The following is a 16,393-nucleotide window of genomic DNA, read 5'->3' as shown; positions in this document are numbered from 1 at the left end:
TGCTCGGCGATGTACTTGCGCAGGCGCTCCATGGTGAACTTGTGGGTCTTGGGCTGGCGCACGTCGAAGGTGATCTGGTGCTCAAAGTCCTTCCAGTCGTTGGTCACCGCGTTGTACATATGCACGGGGTCCCAGATGAGGTAAGCCAGAAAGCTCACGGTGTACTCGTGGTACGCCTCGGGCGCGGGGATGACCACGCAGCCGGCGGCCTCGTCGTAGCTCCAGGCGTCGGCGGCCAGCGGCTGGCCGGTGGTGCGGTCCATGACCTCCCACCAGCGCTTGACGTCGTCCCGGGTGTTGACCTGCATCAGCTCCTCCGAGATGCCCTGCATCAGGGGGATGCGCAGCTCCCCGCCGTCGGAGGTGTGGAAGCCGGTCATGATGTAGCACTGCTGCACCTCGTCCGGGTTCGCCTTGGCCCAGGCGTTGTCTTTCCGGGTGGTGTAGTAGGTGGAGTAGATCTTCGCGCCCACCTTGGTCAGTTCCTCGGGGAACTCGGTGCCGTCGCAGTCGCGGATGGCGTCCGCCCCCCAGCGCTTCAAAATCTCAATAGTCTCCGGCACAACGTCCAGATTGGTGGGGATCGTCACGCGCCCCGTTTTCAGAGTGTTTTCGCTCATCTCTCGTCCTCCGCAAAGTCAGTTTGAAAATTGCCGGTTCAGCCGCCCGGCTTTATCTGGGCCTTTTTCTTCATGCGGACCAGGCCCTCCGGCACAAGGCCGGTGTCGTAATCCAGCTGGGGTTTTTCATAGTCCGGCTCGCTGCGCTGGCGGGTGCAGCCGGTGTAGTCCCAGGTGGCCTTGGCCGCCTGGTCGTTCCAGGGCCGGCGCTCCCAGCAGTAGCCCCGCAGCGGGTCCCGCACGTCGTTCATGTGGGCCAGCAGGCGCTGCAGCAGCCCGGCGCGCACCTCGAAGAGCGCCGGGTCGTTCAGCCGGTTGGTCATTTCGTAGGGGTCCGTTTCCAGGTCATACAGTTCGTCCTCCGAGAGGAGGTTGAGCACCAGCTTGTAGCGCCCGTCATAGATGCAGCGCATGGGCTGGAAGCCGCCGAAGCCGTCGTGGTCGGTCTCGTAGCGGCCGAATTCGATGAACACGTCCCGCGAGGCGGGCCGCTCGCCCTCCATCAGGGGCAGCAGGCTCTCGCCCTGCAGCATCATGGGCTTGTTTTCAAAGCCGAAGAAGTCCCAGATGGTGGGGGCGATGTCGATGTGGGAGACCGGCGTGTCGATCTCGCCTTTGCCGAAGCCCCGCAGGATCATGGGCACATGGCAGATCTCCTCGTAGGCGGCGGGGCCCTTGGCGTACATGCTGTGGGATTCCAGCATGTCGCCGTGGTCGGTGGTGTAGAGCACCGCCGGCCGGTCGGCCTGCTCGTTGATGGCGGCCACCACCCGGCCGATCTCATAGTCCACAAAGCTGTTGCAGCCGAACAGCGCCCAGGCGTTCAGCCGCAGGGCCTCCCGGTCCTGGAAGCGCCGCGGCCCGGACCAGACCTGCTGGTGGGTGGGCTTGTCTTCCAGCGTGTCGTAGACGTTGGGGCGCTTGGGCATGTCGTAGTCCCGGTACATGGAGGCGTAGGGCTGGGGGCACAGGGAGGGGCCGTGGGGCTCGTCGAAGCTCACCACCAGGAAGTAGTCCTCGTCGGCGTGGCTGCGGATGAAGTCCACCGCCCGGGAGGCGCACCGGTGGGCAAAGGTGAACTCCTCCGGGATGTCCTCCTTTTCCATGGTGCTGGTCTGGCGGGACTTATAGCGCTCCTCGTCGGTGAGCTCCTCCAGATAGTTGCGCATGTCGTACCACACGTCGGGGTCCCAGCCTTCGGGGGCGGTGCCCAGGCCGAAGTAGTCGCCGCCGTCCAGGTGCCACTTGCCGATGTAGCCGGTGTAAACGCCCTTGTCGGCCAGGCGCTGGCCGATGGTGCGCACGTTCAGCCCCGGGGCCACGCAGTTGGTGTAGGAGCCGTTGATGCAGGGGTACTGGCCGGTGAAGATGGCGGAGCGGGCCGGCCCGCAGACCGGCTGCACCGTGTAGGCCTTGTTGAACTTGACGCCCTCGGCGGCCAGCGCGTCGATGTTGGGCGTTTTGATGCCCACGTCCTGGTAGCAGCTGACCATGTCCAGGCGCTGGGTGTCGGTCATGATCAGCACGAACTGCTTTTTGCTCATTCCTTGATGCCACCTCCGGTGACGCCGGCAATGATCTTTTCCGACAGGAACAGGTACAGGATGAAGGTGGGCACCACCACGATCATTACCGAGGCGAACAGCTCGGCCCATTTGCCGTTGGTGGACATGGCCTGGATGAGGCTGTAAAGGCCGTAGGCCAGGGGACGCACCTCGCTGCTGGTGGCAAAGATCATGGCCACAAAGAATTCGTTCCAGATGTTCACGAAGAGGAAAATGCCCACCGTGATGATGCCCGGCTGCGCCAGGGGCAGCATGATCCTGAAGAAGGTCTTGATGGGGGTGCAGCCATCCACCGCCGCCGCCTCCTCAAAGGTGTGGGAGAGGGTGGCGAAGAAGTTGAGCAAAAAGAAGGTGCAGAAGGGCACGTTCAGGCAGATGTACAGCACCAGCAGGGTCAGGTGCTTGTTGAGCAGGTCGTACTTCACCGCGATGGAATAAAGGGGCAGCACGACCATGATCTGCGGGATGCTCAAAAACAGCACCAGCAGGTTGGTGAGGACCTTGTTGTAGAAAAACTTGAAGCGGCTGAGGGCATAGGCGCAGGGGGCCGAGAGGAGCAGGGCGCCGCTCACACCGAAGCCTGCGTAGATCAGGCTGTTGAGGAAGTATTTGCCCATGTTGCCCTTGGTCCAGGAATAGATGTAGTTTTCAAAATGCAGGCCGCTCTGAAGCATCTGGTTGGAGAAGATCTCCTTGGTCGTGGAAAAGGACGCGGCAACGATCCAGCTCAGCAGCGCCACCTCAAAGAGCACCCACAAGACCAGAATAATGTAGCCGGGAAGCAATCGGGCTTCTTTTTTCACATTCAGCGGCTCGACATACTTCTCCGCTTTTCTTTTCTTGCTCACAGATAATCCCTCCTTAGAACGTGATCTCGTCGCCTTTGAAGATGCGGCTGATGATCGCAAAAGCCACGCCGGCGGCGAGCATCACCATGACGCAGATGGCCGCGCCCAGGCCGGCATTGGTCTCGGTGTAGGCGGAGGCCATGTCGCCGAAGGTGGTGCGGATCATGTAGTACATGGGGGTCATGATCTGGGCGGAAGCGTCGCGGTTGCTGGAGAACATCTGCGACCAGATGTAGAAGCCCAGGGTGCCGGTGGTCCACAGGGTCAGGGTGGTCTTGAACACGCCCTTGAACAGCGGCAGGGTGATGTGGAAGAAGGAATGGACGCCGGAGGAACCGTCGATCTTGGCGGCCTCGAAAATATCCTGGGGGATCTTTTCGATCTCGGCGATGTAGATCAGCATGTAGTAGCCCACCGCGCCGAAGCAATAGGCCACCATCATGGCCAGGAACAGATGGTCCGGCGAGGTCCACTGGAACTGGGCCATGGAGTCCCAGCCGATGGCCGCGAAGATGTTGCGGAACAGGCCCCAGTTGGCGTTGTAGGCATAGTGGATCCACATGTTGGCCAGGGCCACCGCCGAGATGATGTTGGGCAGGTAGATGGCCGCGCGCCAGAACGACTTGCCGCGCACGCCGGAGGTGAGGATCACCGCAAAGAGCATGGCGATGCACATGATAACGAGGCCGCCGAACACCCAGATCTTCGCAAAGGTGACCCAGGTCTGGCGGAACAGCGGTGTGCCGAGAAGCTGCGTATAGTTCGACACGCCGACGAACGACCACTCGGACATTTTGCTCACCACGTTATCAATGGTGAAAAAACTCATAAGGATGGTCCGGATCACGGGATACACAAAGACCAGCGCGATCGCGATCATGGCAGGGATCGTGAAGACCGCGATCATTATGTTTCTGCTTCTTGATTTCATGCTTGTCCCTCCGCAACAATGGAGCATTTTACGCAAAATGCGGCGGCAGAGTCTGCCGCCGCAAAATAGACCTTGATTATTTGCCGGTCACAGCCGATTTGCAGGCCGCGAGGAAAGAAGCTGCGTCGGTCTGACCGCCCAGCAGTTTCTGGACCTGCTCTTTGTAGATGGGGGTGAAGTCGGCGTTGTACTGGATGCCGAAGCCGTAAGGCACGTTGGTGGTGGTGGAGTTCAGCACGCCCTTGGCGCACTCCAGCATGGCGGGCCACTCGGTGTCGCTGGCAGAGGGGATGGAGTTGGTCTGCTCGCTCATCATCTGGTCGTACTTGCCGGTGGTGCAGAAGGAAGCGAAGTAGAAGGCCAGCTCGGGATCGGTGGCGTTCTTGGCCACCTGCATGGCCTGCATGCCGATGGTGTTCACGTCGATGCCGTACTCGGAGCCTTCAGGCGCGGGGAAGGCAAAGCAGCCCCAGTTGAACTCGTCGCCGGTGATCTCCTTGACCTCGTTCAGCATGTAGGAGCCCACCAGATACATGGTGGCGTTGCCCATGGCGACCTCATTCTGGCCGGCGGGGTACTTGTTGGAGGCGGAGTTCACGCTCATGTAGCCCTTGTCCCACAGCTCCTGCATGGCGTTGGCGGCCTCCACCACAGCGGGATCGTCCCACAGGGTGCCCTCAGGATCGGAGATCAGCTGGCCGATGAAGTCCAGGCCCTTCAGGCGGCCCAGATAGCTGGCGAAGGGAAGCACCACGTAGCCGTCGTCAACAGACAGCGGGGTGAAGCCGGCGTTCTTCAGGGTCTCGCAGACGTCCAGGAACTCGTCCCAGGTCTCGGGCTCTTTGGTGATGCCGGCGGCCTCGAACTGGTCCTTGTTGTAGAACATGCCGATGACGGTGGGGGTGTAGGGCACGGCCAGGATCTCATCGGTGCCGCCGGCGCTCTTCACCGCTTCCATCAGGGTGGGGTTGGCCACGTCGTTGTAGGTCTTGCCGTCCAGAACGGGGTTCTCGGCGGCCATCAGCTCGGTCAGGTCATAGCCGTAGCTGGCGTAGTTGGGCAGAACGGCGTCCACGGGAGAATCCCACAGGTCGTACTGACCGGCGTCCAGGCTGGCCTGGATGGTCTTGCGCACGTCGCGGCCCATCCAGTCAACGGTGATCTCCACGTCGGGATACAGGGTGGTGAATTCCTCGATGGCAGCCTTGATCACGTCGGCCTGCGCCTCGGTCTCGCTCCACATGGAAGCGTAGCGGATGGTGCCGGACAGGGTGCCGGCAGCCGGCTGGGAAGCGCCGGAAGCAGGGGTGGAAGTGCCCGCGCTCTGGCTGGTGCCTGTTCCTCCGCAGGCGACGAGCCCGATCGAAAGAGCAGCCGCCAAAATGAGAGACAATGCCTTTTTCATATTGGGAGTCCTCCTTTTTAATAAAACGTGCTGCCGAATTCTTGGCAGACTTTATATTTTTACTATATATAACTTGCGGTTCTTCGTCAATATACATTAGTCACAAAGTTCAGATAAATTAATTGTCAAAATCGCCCCTTGCAAAAAAACGCTGTAATATAGCTGTAAACAGCGGTTTCTCCGCCTTTGGCATTTTGAGGCAGAGCCGCTGCCGCCGCGGTTCCAGATCGAAAAAAAGATAACGCCCCGCGGAAGGCGCAGCAAGAAATATTAACCATCGCAAAAGCAGTACAATCCACCCGGCGGCCCGTTTTTATGGGTGGAAAGGGGTTTGACGGTGTTTTCGCAAGGTTTGCCGCCTTTTTTCGCCAAAACCGCCCGCGCAACAGCCGGGAGCCAACAAACAACAAATAATCAATGACAGCCCCCAAAAGCAAATGTTATAATGAAAAAAACGCCCGAAAAGCCAACGCTTTGGGCGTTCGTTTGCTTTTTGGCGGCAGCCGCCGGGCGGCTCAAAACAGGCATATTATAATAAAGGAGTTGTTATCCCATGGCATACAACATCATTTTTTATTTCACCGATCAGCAGCGCTGGGATACCTGCGGCTGCTTCGGCCAGCCGCTGGACATCACTCCGAATCTGGACCGGCTGGCCCGGGAGGGCGTGAAGTTCGACAACGCCTTCTCGCCCCAGCCGGTGTGCGGCCCCTGCCGCGCGCTGTTCCAGACCGGCCGTTACGCCACCGACACCGGCTGCTTCCGCAACAACATCATGCTGCCCACCAACGTCAAAACGCTGGCGAACTATCTGGAGGAGGCCGGCTACGAGACGGCGTATGTGGGCAAGTGGCACCTGGCCAGCGACGGCGACATGGACGGCCACAACACCGTGGACCACACCGTGACCGCCGTGCCCCGGGAGCTGCGGGGCGGCTACACCGGCTACTGGCGGGTCGCGGACGTGCTGGAGTTCACCTCCCACGGCTACGACGGCTATGTCTTTGACGAAAACGACCGGCGCATCGATTTCAAGGGCTACCGGGCGGACCGCATCAACGACATGGCCCTGGAATTCCTGGATGTGCACGACGAGACAAAGCCCTTCTTCATGACCATTTCCCAGATCGAGCCTCACCACCAGAACGACCGGGGCCACTACGAGGGGCCGGTGGGCTCCAAAGAGCGCTTCAAGAACTTCGTTCTGCCCCACGACCTGGAGGTGCTGGGGGGCAACGCCGCCGAGGAATACCCCGACTACCTGGGCCAGTGCGCCAGCCTGGACGAGAACCTGGGCCGCCTGGTGGAGCGGCTGAAGGCCAAGGGCCTTTACGACAACACCGTCATCCTCTACGCCTCCGACCACGGCTCTCACTTCAAGACCCGCAACAGGGACGCGCACCTGAACGGCGGCGACGACTACAAGCGCACCTGCCACGACAGCGCCCTGCACGTTCCCCTGGTGATCGCGGGCGGCCCCTTCCGGGGCGGCGTTGCGGTGGAGGAGCTGGTGAGCACCGAGAGCCTGCCCAAGACCATCCTGGCCCTGGCGGGGGTGGACGTGGGGGACGCCATGATCGGCGAGGACCTGCTGGACGTGGTGCAGAAAAAGGAGCCCGGCCGGCCCGACCGGGTGTTCGCCCAGATCTCCGAGAGCCGGGTGGGGCGCTGCGTGCGCACGCCGGACTATCTCTATTCCGTCTACGCCCCCGGCAAGGACGGCGGCAAAACCGCCGCGTCGGACGTCTACGCCGACGACTTCCTCTATGACCTGAAGGCCGACCCCTGGCAGCTGCACAATGTGGTGGACGACCCCGCCTATGCCGACGCGAAGCGGCAGCTGCGCGGCTGGCTGCTGGACTGGATCGAAAAAGCGGAAGGGTACCGCCCCGCCATTCTGGACGAAGAATGAGCCGCGGCGGGCCGGCCGCCTATAAACACTAAGGAAGTGAACCGAATGCCCCCTGTCAACGTTCTCATCAAGCCCGCCTCCTCCGCCTGCAACATGACCTGCGCCTACTGCTTTTACCGGGACGTGGCCAGCCACCGGCATGAAGGCTTTCAGGGGATGCTCTCGCCGCGGCTCATGGAAGAGGTGGTCGCCGGCGCGATGGAGTTTGCCGAGCACAGCTGCTCCTTCCTCTTTCAGGGCGGCGAGCCCACCCTGGCCGGGCTGGATTTTTACCGGCAGGTGGTGGAGCTGGTCAAAAAGCACGAAAAGCCGGGAGTGAAGGTCAGCTACGCCATCCAGACCAACGCCTTCCGGCTGGACGAGGAATGGTGCGCCTTTTTCAAGGAGCACGATTTTCTGGTGGGCGTCTCGCTGGACGGGCCGGCGGAGCTGCACAACCTCAACCGCACCGACCCGGCGCAGAACGGCACCTTCAACGACGTCATGCGCTCGGTGGCTCTGCTGAAAAAGCACGGGGTGACCTTCAACATCCTGTGCGTGCTGACGGGCAAAAACGCCCGCAGCATCGAGCGCATCTACCGATTTTTCCGCAAGCAGGGGCTGGACCACATCCAGTTCATCCCCTGCCTGGAGCCGCTGGGCCAGGAGCGCGGGCGGGAGCGGTACCATCTTTCCGTGGAGGAATACGGCGAGTTCCTCATCCGCGTGTTCGACCTGTGGTTCCAGGACCTGCTCAGCGGGCAGTATGTGAGCATCCGCCACATCGACAACTGGCTGCAGATCCTGCTGGGGGGCCAGCCCGAGGCCTGCGGCATGGTGGGCAGGTGCTCCATCCAGTTCGTGGTGGAAGGGGACGGCGGCGTGTACCCCTGCGACTTTTACGTGTTGGACGAGCTGCGGCTGGGCACGGTGGGGGAAAACACCTTCGCCGAGATGGCCCAAAGCGCCGCCGCACGGCAGTTTTTGCAGTGTTCGGCGCCGGTGCCGCCGGAGTGCGCCCGCTGCCGCTGGTACGTACTGTGCCGCAACGGCTGCCGCCGGGACCGGCTGACCGGCGCGGACGGCCTGCCGGGGCGCTCCTGTTACTGCGACGCTTTGCAGCGGTTCTTCCGCGAGCGGGCCGGCCGCCTGCAGCAGGCCGCCGCCATTCTGGCGCGCTGGCGCTGAGCCGCTTTTTCCAAAACGAAACCGTCCCCCCGCCGGGCATCCGGCAGGGGGGACGGTTTTTTCTGTGTGGTTCACTGGGAGACCGGGGAGCCTTTTTCCTCCGCGTCCTCCCGGGCGGGCTCTTCCTGCCCGCCGCCGATGAGCTTGTTCTGGGCCATGACCCGGTATTTCGCCGGGCTCATCCCCTCCGCTTTGCTGAAGCGCTGGGAGAAGTAGCCCAGCGACGAGAAGCCGGTGATCGAGGCGATCTGCTTGATGGCGAAATCCGTTGTGCGCAACAGATACTTGCTCTCCTCCAGCCGCAGCGTCTGGACGTACTGGATGGGGGACATCCCGTAGCTCTGGCTGAAAATGTGGGCCAGATAATACTTGTTGACCTGGATCTTCTGGGCCAGCTGGTCCAGCGCGATGTCCTCACGGAAATGGGCGTCGATGTATTCCTTCGCCGCGGCGGCCTTGTTCTGGTGGGTCAGGTCGGCCTCCTGCACGCGGGAGGTGATGTTGGTCTGCCGCATCAGGCAGATGAGCAGGATGTCCAAAAGATGGCCGCACACTTCCTCGTAGTCGTTCTTCTTGTTCTTGGCCTCCTGCAGCATGGCCAGCAGATACCGCTGGATCTCCTCGGCGGCTTCGTTGAAGTGGATGATGCTGAAATCCTGCTTCGGGTCCAGTTCGGCGCTCATCTTTATCCCGCGGATGCCGAGCACGATGTATTCCAGCGGGTCGTCCACCATGCTGGTCTCCGTGTGTTCGATGTTCGGGTTCAGGATCACCATGTCCCCCACGGACACCTTATAATAGGAATCCCGTATCTGGAATTTGCCCGCACCGCCGATGACATAAAACACTTCGGTGAAATTGTGCGTGTGGGGGAAGCTGTACCAGTCGCCATTATATTTTGCGGAACTGATGTATAAAAGTTTGGCTCCCGAATTATGCAGCTGAAATTCCCGTTCTGTAAAATCGTAGCGATCTGTGCTCATAACGCACCCCGATTTCCGACATCTTGCTTTAATTTCGCAGGTTTTGTGAAATGGTTTGTAATAAGTATACATATTTTCGCAGGAAAAAGCAACTGCGGAGCACCCGCAAAATAAATAAAATGTCCGCCGGGAGGGGGCGGGGGGCGAGGCGCATCCCTCCTCTGCCGGCGCATCTGCAAGGCATTGAGCCGCCGGGGCATCCCGAAACCATCTGAAAGGCGGCGCGGATCGTTTCATTTGAGCACAAAAAAGCAGCACCAGCCCGCTGCTGCGGCGGCTGGTGCTGCTTTGCTTTATATAGTGCGTCCGCTCAGTTGTCCCCTCGGTGATAGCGGATCTTCATGTTCTCGGAGGCGTTCTTGAGAATTTGGGCAAGGGCCTTGTCCGACTCCTCCTTCACCATGCCGGCGATTTTGCGGTTGGCCTCTTTCAGAATTTCCACCGGCTCGCCCTGCCGCACCTTCTCGTCGTACTCGTAGAGCAGCTGCTGGCCGCGGTTCATCACGGCGTTCACATACCGCTCGTCAAACAGCAGCGCCTTTCCGAAATGGGCGTCGGTCAGCGCGGCGATGAGCCGGCTGTGCCAGTACATGCTGTCGGTGGAGACCGTTTCGGTGGTGCCGCTGAGGTATCCCGGGAACTCGGTCACATTGGCGTACACCGGGAAGCAGGCCGTGAAGCCGCTGCCGCCCATGGACAGCCACTCCACGCCCTGAACGGCCTCCGGCAGATACCCGCGGATCTGCATGATGCCGCAGACGTCGCTGTTGGGCACGCCGATGGTGCGGTACTTGCCCTTGCAGGCGGCGGTCTTGTCGTAAGGGTCGTAGGGCGTTCCCTGGTAATAGGAGCCCAGCAGATACCGCACGTCCTCCACCGTCACCTTGCGCTCCGGCACAAAGGACCAGGGGATGTCGTTGCTCTCAGGGGTGAAGTCGGCGCTGTCCCCGTCCCACTTATAGGTGCGGGGCAGGAAATACCGGGCCATGAACCAGGCGCGGGGGGTGTTGTAAATGTGGTCCGCGTCGGAGTGGGAGCCGAAGGCCAGCCGCGGATTGAACTCCGCGCCGGTGTCCAGCGCCAGGCGGTACTTCTCCACGAACTCCCGCAGGTCTTTGGAGCAGAGATTCTCTTTCTGCTCGCCATAAGCGTCCGCAAAGTCGAAATGGTCCAGGCCGAACTGGTTTGGCATCACCACCACCCGGTCGTCCGGCACCCGCCGGGCGATCCAGTGATGGCCGCCGATGGTCTCCAGCCACCAGATCTCATCGGCGTCCGCAAAGGCCATGCCGTTGGGCTCATAGGTGCCGTACTCTTCCAGCAGCGCGCCGGTGCGCAGCACGCCCTCCCGGGCGGAGCGGATGTAGGGCAGCACCAGGGTCACCAGGTCCTCCTCGCCGATGCCGCCGGGCACTTCTTTCGTGCCGCGGCCCTTCTTTCCCTGATAGCGGACATAGGGGTCCGCGCCCACCACCCGGGCGTTGCTGGTGATGGTCTCGGTGGCGGTCATGGCCACGTTGGCCTCGTTGATGCCGCAGGCGGGCCACACGCCGTTGGCCTTGGACACGTTGGGGCAGTCGGTATAGCGCAGGGCTTTCTCCGGCAGCGCGACCGTCAGGTGAGAGATGACCGTTTTATAGGTGGAAGCTCCCTCCCGGGCGGGGTGGGCCAAAAGGCGCTTGGCTTCAAAGGCGCCGTCGTCGTTGCGGGCAATGATGGTGGAGCCGTCATGGGTGGCTTCCTTGCCCACCAGAATCGTTGTACAGGGCATATGCGTCTCCTTTTCTTATGTGCATCTGTTCGGAATCGTTTTTCCGCTCCGCGGCAGAGCTTCGCAGCCGGGACTCGACGAAAAAACAGTTTTTCCCCTCTGATTCGACGCATTTATCATAGCACGGATGCCGTGCCGTTTCCAGCCCCGGGACGCCGGCGTTTTTGCATAAAGAAACCCCGGGAGACTTATCTCCCGGGGTTTGGCGGAGATGGAGAGATTCGAACTCTCGCGCGTTGTTTAGACGCCTACCGCATTTCGAGTCCTGCGCCAAAAAGGCTCTTGTGGAACAGGGCGGGTCAGAGCTGGTCAGTCTGTCCCCGGATTTTTGGCGGTTTCAAGCCGTTTTCGCGGGGCCAAAGCCCGAAAAATGGCCTTGGTACGAATCAAACCGGCATCCCCCCGTTTTGGCCCCGTTTGGCAAGATTTTTTGGAAAAATGCAAGATTTCATGCAAGATAATTGAGGGCCGTTTTGCCGGATAAACACTGGATTTTCGCCCCGCCGCCGGAAAACGGATCTCAGCAAATGCAAGATTTCGGGCCGATTTTGTGTAGTATCTTTCCAAGTTTCAACAATTTGTATAGTTTTGGTGGAAAACAGGGTGGTTCTCCGGGTCCAAATTCAAAACAAAGGAGGACCCCAAAATGAAGAAAAGCAATCTCTTTCAAGACACTCTGGAGCAGGAGATCCAGGACCTGCTGGCGCCCTATCCCGACCCCATGGGCCGCACCGACTTCCGCAAAGCCTGCCGCATCGGCACCCGCACCTCGATCTACCTGCTGCAGAGCGGCCTGGTGCCCTGCGAGAACACCGGCAAGCAGACCCGCTGCTATAAAATTGCCAAGGCGGACGTGGCCGCCTACCTGCGCCGCCGCCTGGCCGAGCCGGCGTACTACACCCCGCCCAGCGGCTGGTACAAGAACTACCCGAACCACAAGCCCCCGGCCTTCAGCCTGAACGGCGCGCTCCTGCTCACCGACGCCGTCCGCCAGCGGATTCGCCGCTGGTACGAGAACCTGCTGGCCCACCAGCCCGACGTGCTGGACGCCCGCCAGATCGCTCAGGTCACCGGCTACGCCTCCCGCACCGTCAGCCGCTGGTGTACCGAGGGGAGGTTAAAGTCCTTCCCGTATCAACACACCTATAAGGTGCCCAAAGAATGGCTGCTGGAGTTCCTCACCTCCGAGGACTACAACAGCATCACGAGAAAGAGCAAGGAGCACTACGCCATGATCGCTGCTGTGGCGCCGAAGCCCAGGAGGCCCAGGAAGAAACCGTGATTCGTACCTTGGGGAGCTGCCTCTTCTCCATCTGATTCTGTGTATCGCCTGCCGGCGGACTTCACGTCGGTTTTGGAACAAAATGCTGTGTGCCCCCTTTATCTTATAGCTTCTGATAAACCGGAAAGTATGGTGTTTCGTATGGGTCTCTTTGATTTTCTTAAAAATCATACAACCCCCGAGGGAAATGTTTCCGACAGTCTGGACACCTTCCCAGAACAAGGAAAAAGAGCCGAAACCTCTTTGGGACAAACGACGTCAGACGCTGTTTGCTCTTCCTCCGATGCGGAATCTGTCCCACCAAACACTGTCACGGCGCAGGAGTCTAATCAAGAGAATAACGTGATCGACAAAGAGCTTGCCGCCTTTTTGCAGAAAATCGACAAGGTATATGACAGCGGAAACACCCTGCTGGTGAGAGAAGATCCGGCATGGTACGCGCGGCAGTTTGCCGGACGGATCGGGCATGTGCATTTGAAAGACATGAAACCGGCCGGACCGGGAGACCGCGGCGCGGATGTTGATTTGTACGGCAACAGAATGGCGTGTGCGCCCATCGGAACGGGAACCGTTGACTTCGATGCCGTATTGACGGCCCTCGAAGACGGTGGGTATCACGGGCTTCTTACCGTGGAATTTATCGTGGGGCCCGACAAAGACTATCCGAAGAGCCTGCGGGGCAGCCGGCTGTATGCGGAACAGCTGCTGGCGAAAACAAGGGATACGGCAAGCCGCCACGGCGGGTAAGGCGCACAGGCCGGAGCCGCAGGCCTACGGCTCCGTTTGTGTTTTGCTGCCGTTCAACAGCATCCGTGTGTCCGGCCGTTCCCCTTCGGCCGGTGTTCCATGGTGATTTGTTCCAAAAATCCTTTTGAAAATGCGTGGATTCTGCCGTTTTTGTTTGGATGACCTTGACAGCCCTGCTTTCTTCCTGTATAACAAAACCATACCAAAAACGTTTTCGGTTCGGGCGCAGCCTCCGAAAGAGAGGTGTAAGGGATGTCAGTGACCATTCAGGATGTGGCAAAAGCTGCCGGTGTGACGGTGGGCACTGTCTCCCGCGCGCTGAACAACTACGCCGATGTGAACGAGAACACCCGCCAGCGGATCATCCGCACGGCGCGGGAGATGGGATACCACCCGAACCTGATCGCCCGCAGCCTCTCCAGCAAACACGCCCGCCGCATCGCGCTGATCGTCTCCGGCTTTCTGGAAGATAAGATGTTCAACCACTTCGAGACCATGCTGATGAAGGGCTGTTACCAATTCGCCCAGGAATGGGGCGTGGAGCTCTCGATGCACATGATCAACTCCGAGATCCAGCGCCAGAAAAGCTATGAGCAACTGTGCCACGAGCACAACCTCAGCGGGGCGGTGCTGCTGGGCCTCAAGACCACCGACCCCTACTGCGACGGTTTTCCCGCGGGCAGCCCGCCCTGTGTCACCGTCGACACCCAGGTGAAGGGCCCGAATGTGAGCAACGTCACGCTGGACCACATCGCCGCCTTCGACGAGCTCACCCAGTACCTCATCGACCAGGGCCACCGGCGCATCGTGCTGGTACACGGGCGCAAGGAGGCCATGGTGAGCATGGAGCGTCTGGCCGGCGCCCACCAGGCGATGGAGCGCAACGGCCTGCCCCTCACCCACGACCAGATCATCTACACCAATTTTCTGCGGGAAGAGGCCTGTGACGGGGTGCGCCACTACCTCCAGACCCACGACCCCCGCAGTGTCACCGCCTTTTTGTGCATGAGCGACATGCTTGCCATCGGCGCCATCGAGGCGATCAAGAGCCTCGGCTACAAGGTGCCCCGGGATTATTCCGTGGTGGGTTACGACGGCCTGGACGTGACCGAGTTCACCGACCCGCGCATCACCACCATCGACCAGAACATCCGCCTGAAGGGCTACGAGGCGGCCCACCTGCTGCTGGACATGCTGGACGGCAAGCGCCCCACCCAGCGGCTGGTGCTGCCCCACACCCTCTCCATCAAGGACAGCGTGGCCCCGCCCGCCTGGTGAGCGGCGGGCCGGCGGCCCTCAACTGAAAAAGGAATGTCCGCCAGGCCGGCGCGCGGTGGAGGACTTTCTTTTTTCGCTGGTTCCGAAAACGTTTTTGAAACGGACACTCTTCGATCGACAGCTTACCCGATCAAAGAGGCCGGCATCCGGACCGCAGGCTCCTTCGCGGGCAGATTTTTTGTGCGGCTTTCAAAAACGTTTTTGAAGCTTTGAGTGGCCCAGATCTCTCCGCCCGCGGTCCCGGCTGGGCCGGCAAAACGCAATTTTATGCCAGTGAAAAACGGCGACCGCCGTTTTGATAGACACAGACAACAAAAGGAGGATAACATGAAAAAGAAACGCTTCTTCGCCGGGATCCTGGCCGGCGCCGTTCTTGCAGCGGGCCTTGCCGGCTGCGGTTCCGCCCCTTCCGATTCGTCCGCTCCGGCTGCGTCCGGTTCGGCGGCCGCCTCCGGCTCTTCCGGCGTTGTGGAGGTGACCATTCCCTCCTACAAGACCGGCGAAAACGTGGGCGCTGTGTTCTTCGAGCCCCAGGTGGAGCGCTTCAACCAGGCGTATGAGGGTCAGTACCACATCATCCTGGAGAGCGTGCCCCAGGATACCTTCCTGGACCAGATGAAGATGCTGGCTCAGCAGGGCGAGCTGCCGGTGCTGGTGCAGTCCGGCGATGTGGACTGGCTCACCAACGTGGTGTATCCCAACGGCCTGGCCTACGACCTGAGCGGCTGGCTGGAGGAGAACCCCGAGCTGAAGGCCCGCCTGCTGCCCGACGGCCTTGCCTTCTGCACCGATGACAGCGGCGCCGTTTACAGCATGCCGCTGGCCACCGTGCGGCCCACCGGCTTTTTCTGGAACTCGGCCCTGTGGGACACCCAGGAGGACCTGAGCGCCATGACCATGGAGCAGTTCATCGCCGCTCTGGGCGACCAGAAGATCGCCTTTTCCACCGCGGAGAACGGCTGGGTGGCCGCTCTGTTCCTCACCGCGGCCATCGCCGATGAGGAAGGCGGCATCCAGTGGCTGCGGGGCGGTGTGGAAAACCGCATCACCGATTTCAGCGAGCCTGCCTTTGTGAACGCCGTTGCCACGCTGCAGCAGATGCTGCAGAACAACGCGGCCTCCAACTCCATCGGCGCCGCCTATGCGGACGCGGCCAACGCCTTCATGAGCAACCAGGCCGCCGTGATCGCCAACGGTCCCTGGATGTCCGCCGACTTTGCCGAGACCAACTCCGCCAACTGGAGCAACGGCTTTAACGGCGCCGACGTGCGCGCCGCCCTCTTCCCGGGGCAGGTGGGCATCGCGAACACCGCCACCTACGGCGAATGGTTCATCAGCGCCAATGCCGCGCCGGAGGAGATCGAGCTGGCTCTGGCCTTCCTGGAGTTCATCAACAGCCCCGAGGAGCTGGAAGCCTATCTGCTGGCGGAGGGCGGCGACGCTCCCGGCCTGACCTACTCCGACGGATTCAAGGCGGAGCAGGGCAAGACCCAGGTGCTGGCGGACCTGGCGGCCGACACCACTGCCGACACCGTGTTCGTGCCCTGCATTCTGGACGTGATCCCCTCTTCCGTGGCCAACTCCGACTTCGGCATGCTGCTGCCCAGTCTGGCGGACGGCAGCTTCACCCCGGAGGACTTTGCCCAGCGCATGACCCAGGCGGCCACCGAGGCCACCGCTGAATAACCGCGCGGGCCCACGATTCAACGTCTTTTTGCGCGGCGCGCCGCATGCCGGCCTTTGCCGGGCGGCGCGCCGCCGCTGCTTTTGTGAAAGACCTGCTAATAAAAGTCAAGTAGAAATTTCAGATTTTTAGAGAAGCAAAAAAGGCAACACAAAATCAAGCCGCTGAGCATCTCAAAATCGAAACGGCGGCTAACCAGA

16 protein-coding genes are annotated in these 16,393 nt (G+C 60.9%); 6 read left to right on the top strand and 10 right to left on the bottom strand.

Translation table 11 applies throughout. The features are described from left to right. From ACMI1Q_RS08290 to ACMI1Q_RS08265, 6 genes are all read right to left on the bottom strand, one after another. The coding region (locus tag ACMI1Q_RS08290; RefSeq protein ID WP_419503430.1) for a 1,3-beta-galactosyl-N-acetylhexosamine phosphorylase N-terminal domain-containing protein at positions 1-620 on the bottom strand (620 nt) is incomplete at its 3' end. A gap of 38 nt (positions 621-658) precedes the next feature. After that, positions 659-2,164: a sulfatase-like hydrolase/transferase gene (locus ACMI1Q_RS08285; protein ID WP_419503429.1), complete on the bottom strand. Its 1,506-nt coding sequence runs from the start codon at positions 2,162-2,164 to the stop codon at positions 659-661. Continuing rightward, positions 2,161-3,033, bottom strand: a complete 873-nt coding sequence (locus ACMI1Q_RS08280; RefSeq protein ID WP_330058960.1) for a carbohydrate ABC transporter permease — start codon at positions 3,031-3,033, stop codon at positions 2,161-2,163. The genes ACMI1Q_RS08285 and ACMI1Q_RS08280 overlap by 4 nt, the downstream gene beginning before the upstream one ends. Positions 3,034-3,046: 13 nt before the next feature. Further along, complete coding sequence (locus ACMI1Q_RS08275; RefSeq protein WP_419503428.1) at positions 3,047-3,913, bottom strand: carbohydrate ABC transporter permease; 867 nt, start codon at positions 3,911-3,913, stop codon at positions 3,047-3,049. Positions 3,914-4,040: 127 nt separating this feature from the next. Continuing rightward, positions 4,041-5,369 (bottom strand): ABC transporter substrate-binding protein, encoded by a 1,329-nt coding sequence (locus ACMI1Q_RS08270; RefSeq protein ID WP_330058958.1) that lies wholly within the window; start codon positions 5,367-5,369, stop codon positions 4,041-4,043. Between the two features lie 125 nt (positions 5,370-5,494). Beyond that, positions 5,495-5,800 (bottom strand): hypothetical protein, encoded by a 306-nt coding sequence (locus ACMI1Q_RS08265; protein ID WP_419503427.1) that lies wholly within the window; start codon positions 5,798-5,800, stop codon positions 5,495-5,497. 122 nt (positions 5,801-5,922) lie between these two features. On the opposite strand from ACMI1Q_RS08265, the gene ACMI1Q_RS08260 reads away from it, so the two are divergent. Together ACMI1Q_RS08260 and ACMI1Q_RS08255 are read left to right on the top strand one after the other, a co-directional pair. After that, the gene (locus ACMI1Q_RS08260; RefSeq protein ID WP_419503426.1) at positions 5,923-7,281 is read left to right on the top strand and encodes a sulfatase-like hydrolase/transferase; all 1,359 of its coding nucleotides are present in this window, start codon (positions 5,923-5,925) and stop codon (positions 7,279-7,281) included. 45 nt (positions 7,282-7,326) lie between these two features. Then, a complete protein-coding gene (locus ACMI1Q_RS08255) occupies positions 7,327-8,448 on the top strand; it encodes an anaerobic sulfatase maturase (RefSeq protein ID WP_419503425.1) in 1,122 nt (373 codons plus the stop codon). A gap of 71 nt (positions 8,449-8,519) precedes the next feature. Here ACMI1Q_RS08255 and ACMI1Q_RS08250 read toward each other — a convergent pair whose 3' ends face one another. From ACMI1Q_RS08250 to ACMI1Q_RS08240, 3 genes are all read right to left on the bottom strand, one after another. After that, the gene (locus ACMI1Q_RS08250; RefSeq protein WP_394981274.1) at positions 8,520-9,431 is read right to left on the bottom strand and encodes an AraC family transcriptional regulator; all 912 of its coding nucleotides are present in this window, start codon (positions 9,429-9,431) and stop codon (positions 8,520-8,522) included. A gap of 310 nt (positions 9,432-9,741) precedes the next feature. Further along, entirely contained in the window at positions 9,742-11,202 is a 1,461-nt protein-coding gene (locus ACMI1Q_RS08245) for a C69 family dipeptidase (protein WP_419503424.1), read from the bottom strand. Between the two features lie 309 nt (positions 11,203-11,511). Further along, positions 11,512-11,769, bottom strand: coding sequence for a hypothetical protein (locus ACMI1Q_RS08240; protein WP_419503423.1), 258 nt, complete (start codon positions 11,767-11,769; stop codon positions 11,512-11,514). Positions 11,770-11,848: 79 nt separating this feature from the next. On the opposite strand from ACMI1Q_RS08240, the gene ACMI1Q_RS08235 reads away from it, so the two are divergent. Together ACMI1Q_RS08235 and ACMI1Q_RS08230 are read left to right on the top strand one after the other, a co-directional pair. Further along, positions 11,849-12,484 (top strand): hypothetical protein, encoded by a 636-nt coding sequence (locus ACMI1Q_RS08235; RefSeq protein ID WP_419503422.1) that lies wholly within the window; start codon positions 11,849-11,851, stop codon positions 12,482-12,484. Positions 12,485-12,523: 39 nt separating this feature from the next. Then, positions 12,524-13,231, top strand: coding sequence for a sugar phosphate isomerase/epimerase family protein (locus ACMI1Q_RS08230; RefSeq protein WP_419503421.1), 708 nt, complete (start codon positions 12,524-12,526; stop codon positions 13,229-13,231). Between the two features lie 53 nt (positions 13,232-13,284). Here the strand turns inward: ACMI1Q_RS08230 and ACMI1Q_RS08225 are convergent, their stop codons facing one another. After that, positions 13,285-13,497: a hypothetical protein gene (locus ACMI1Q_RS08225; RefSeq protein WP_419503420.1), complete on the bottom strand. Its 213-nt coding sequence runs from the start codon at positions 13,495-13,497 to the stop codon at positions 13,285-13,287. Here ACMI1Q_RS08225 and ACMI1Q_RS08220 point away from each other — a divergent pair. After that, positions 13,484-14,509 carry a LacI family DNA-binding transcriptional regulator gene (locus tag ACMI1Q_RS08220; RefSeq protein ID WP_419503419.1) on the top strand — a complete coding sequence of 342 codons (1,026 nt, stop codon included), beginning with the start codon at positions 13,484-13,486 and terminating at the stop codon, positions 14,507-14,509. The genes ACMI1Q_RS08225 and ACMI1Q_RS08220 overlap by 14 nt on opposite strands. Positions 14,510-14,836: 327 nt before the next feature. Next, the gene (locus tag ACMI1Q_RS08215) at positions 14,837-16,195 is read left to right on the top strand and encodes an ABC transporter substrate-binding protein (RefSeq protein ID WP_419503418.1); all 1,359 of its coding nucleotides are present in this window, start codon (positions 14,837-14,839) and stop codon (positions 16,193-16,195) included. Positions 16,196-16,393 lie beyond the last annotated feature (198 nt).

This window comes from Candidatus Allofournierella excrementavium, from assembly GCF_048526665.1.
Classification (GTDB): domain Bacteria; phylum Bacillota; class Clostridia; order Oscillospirales; family Ruminococcaceae; genus Allofournierella_A; species Allofournierella_A excrementavium.
Note: the sequence above shows the minus strand (reverse complement) of the source record. Positions and strands in the feature narration are given on the sequence as shown.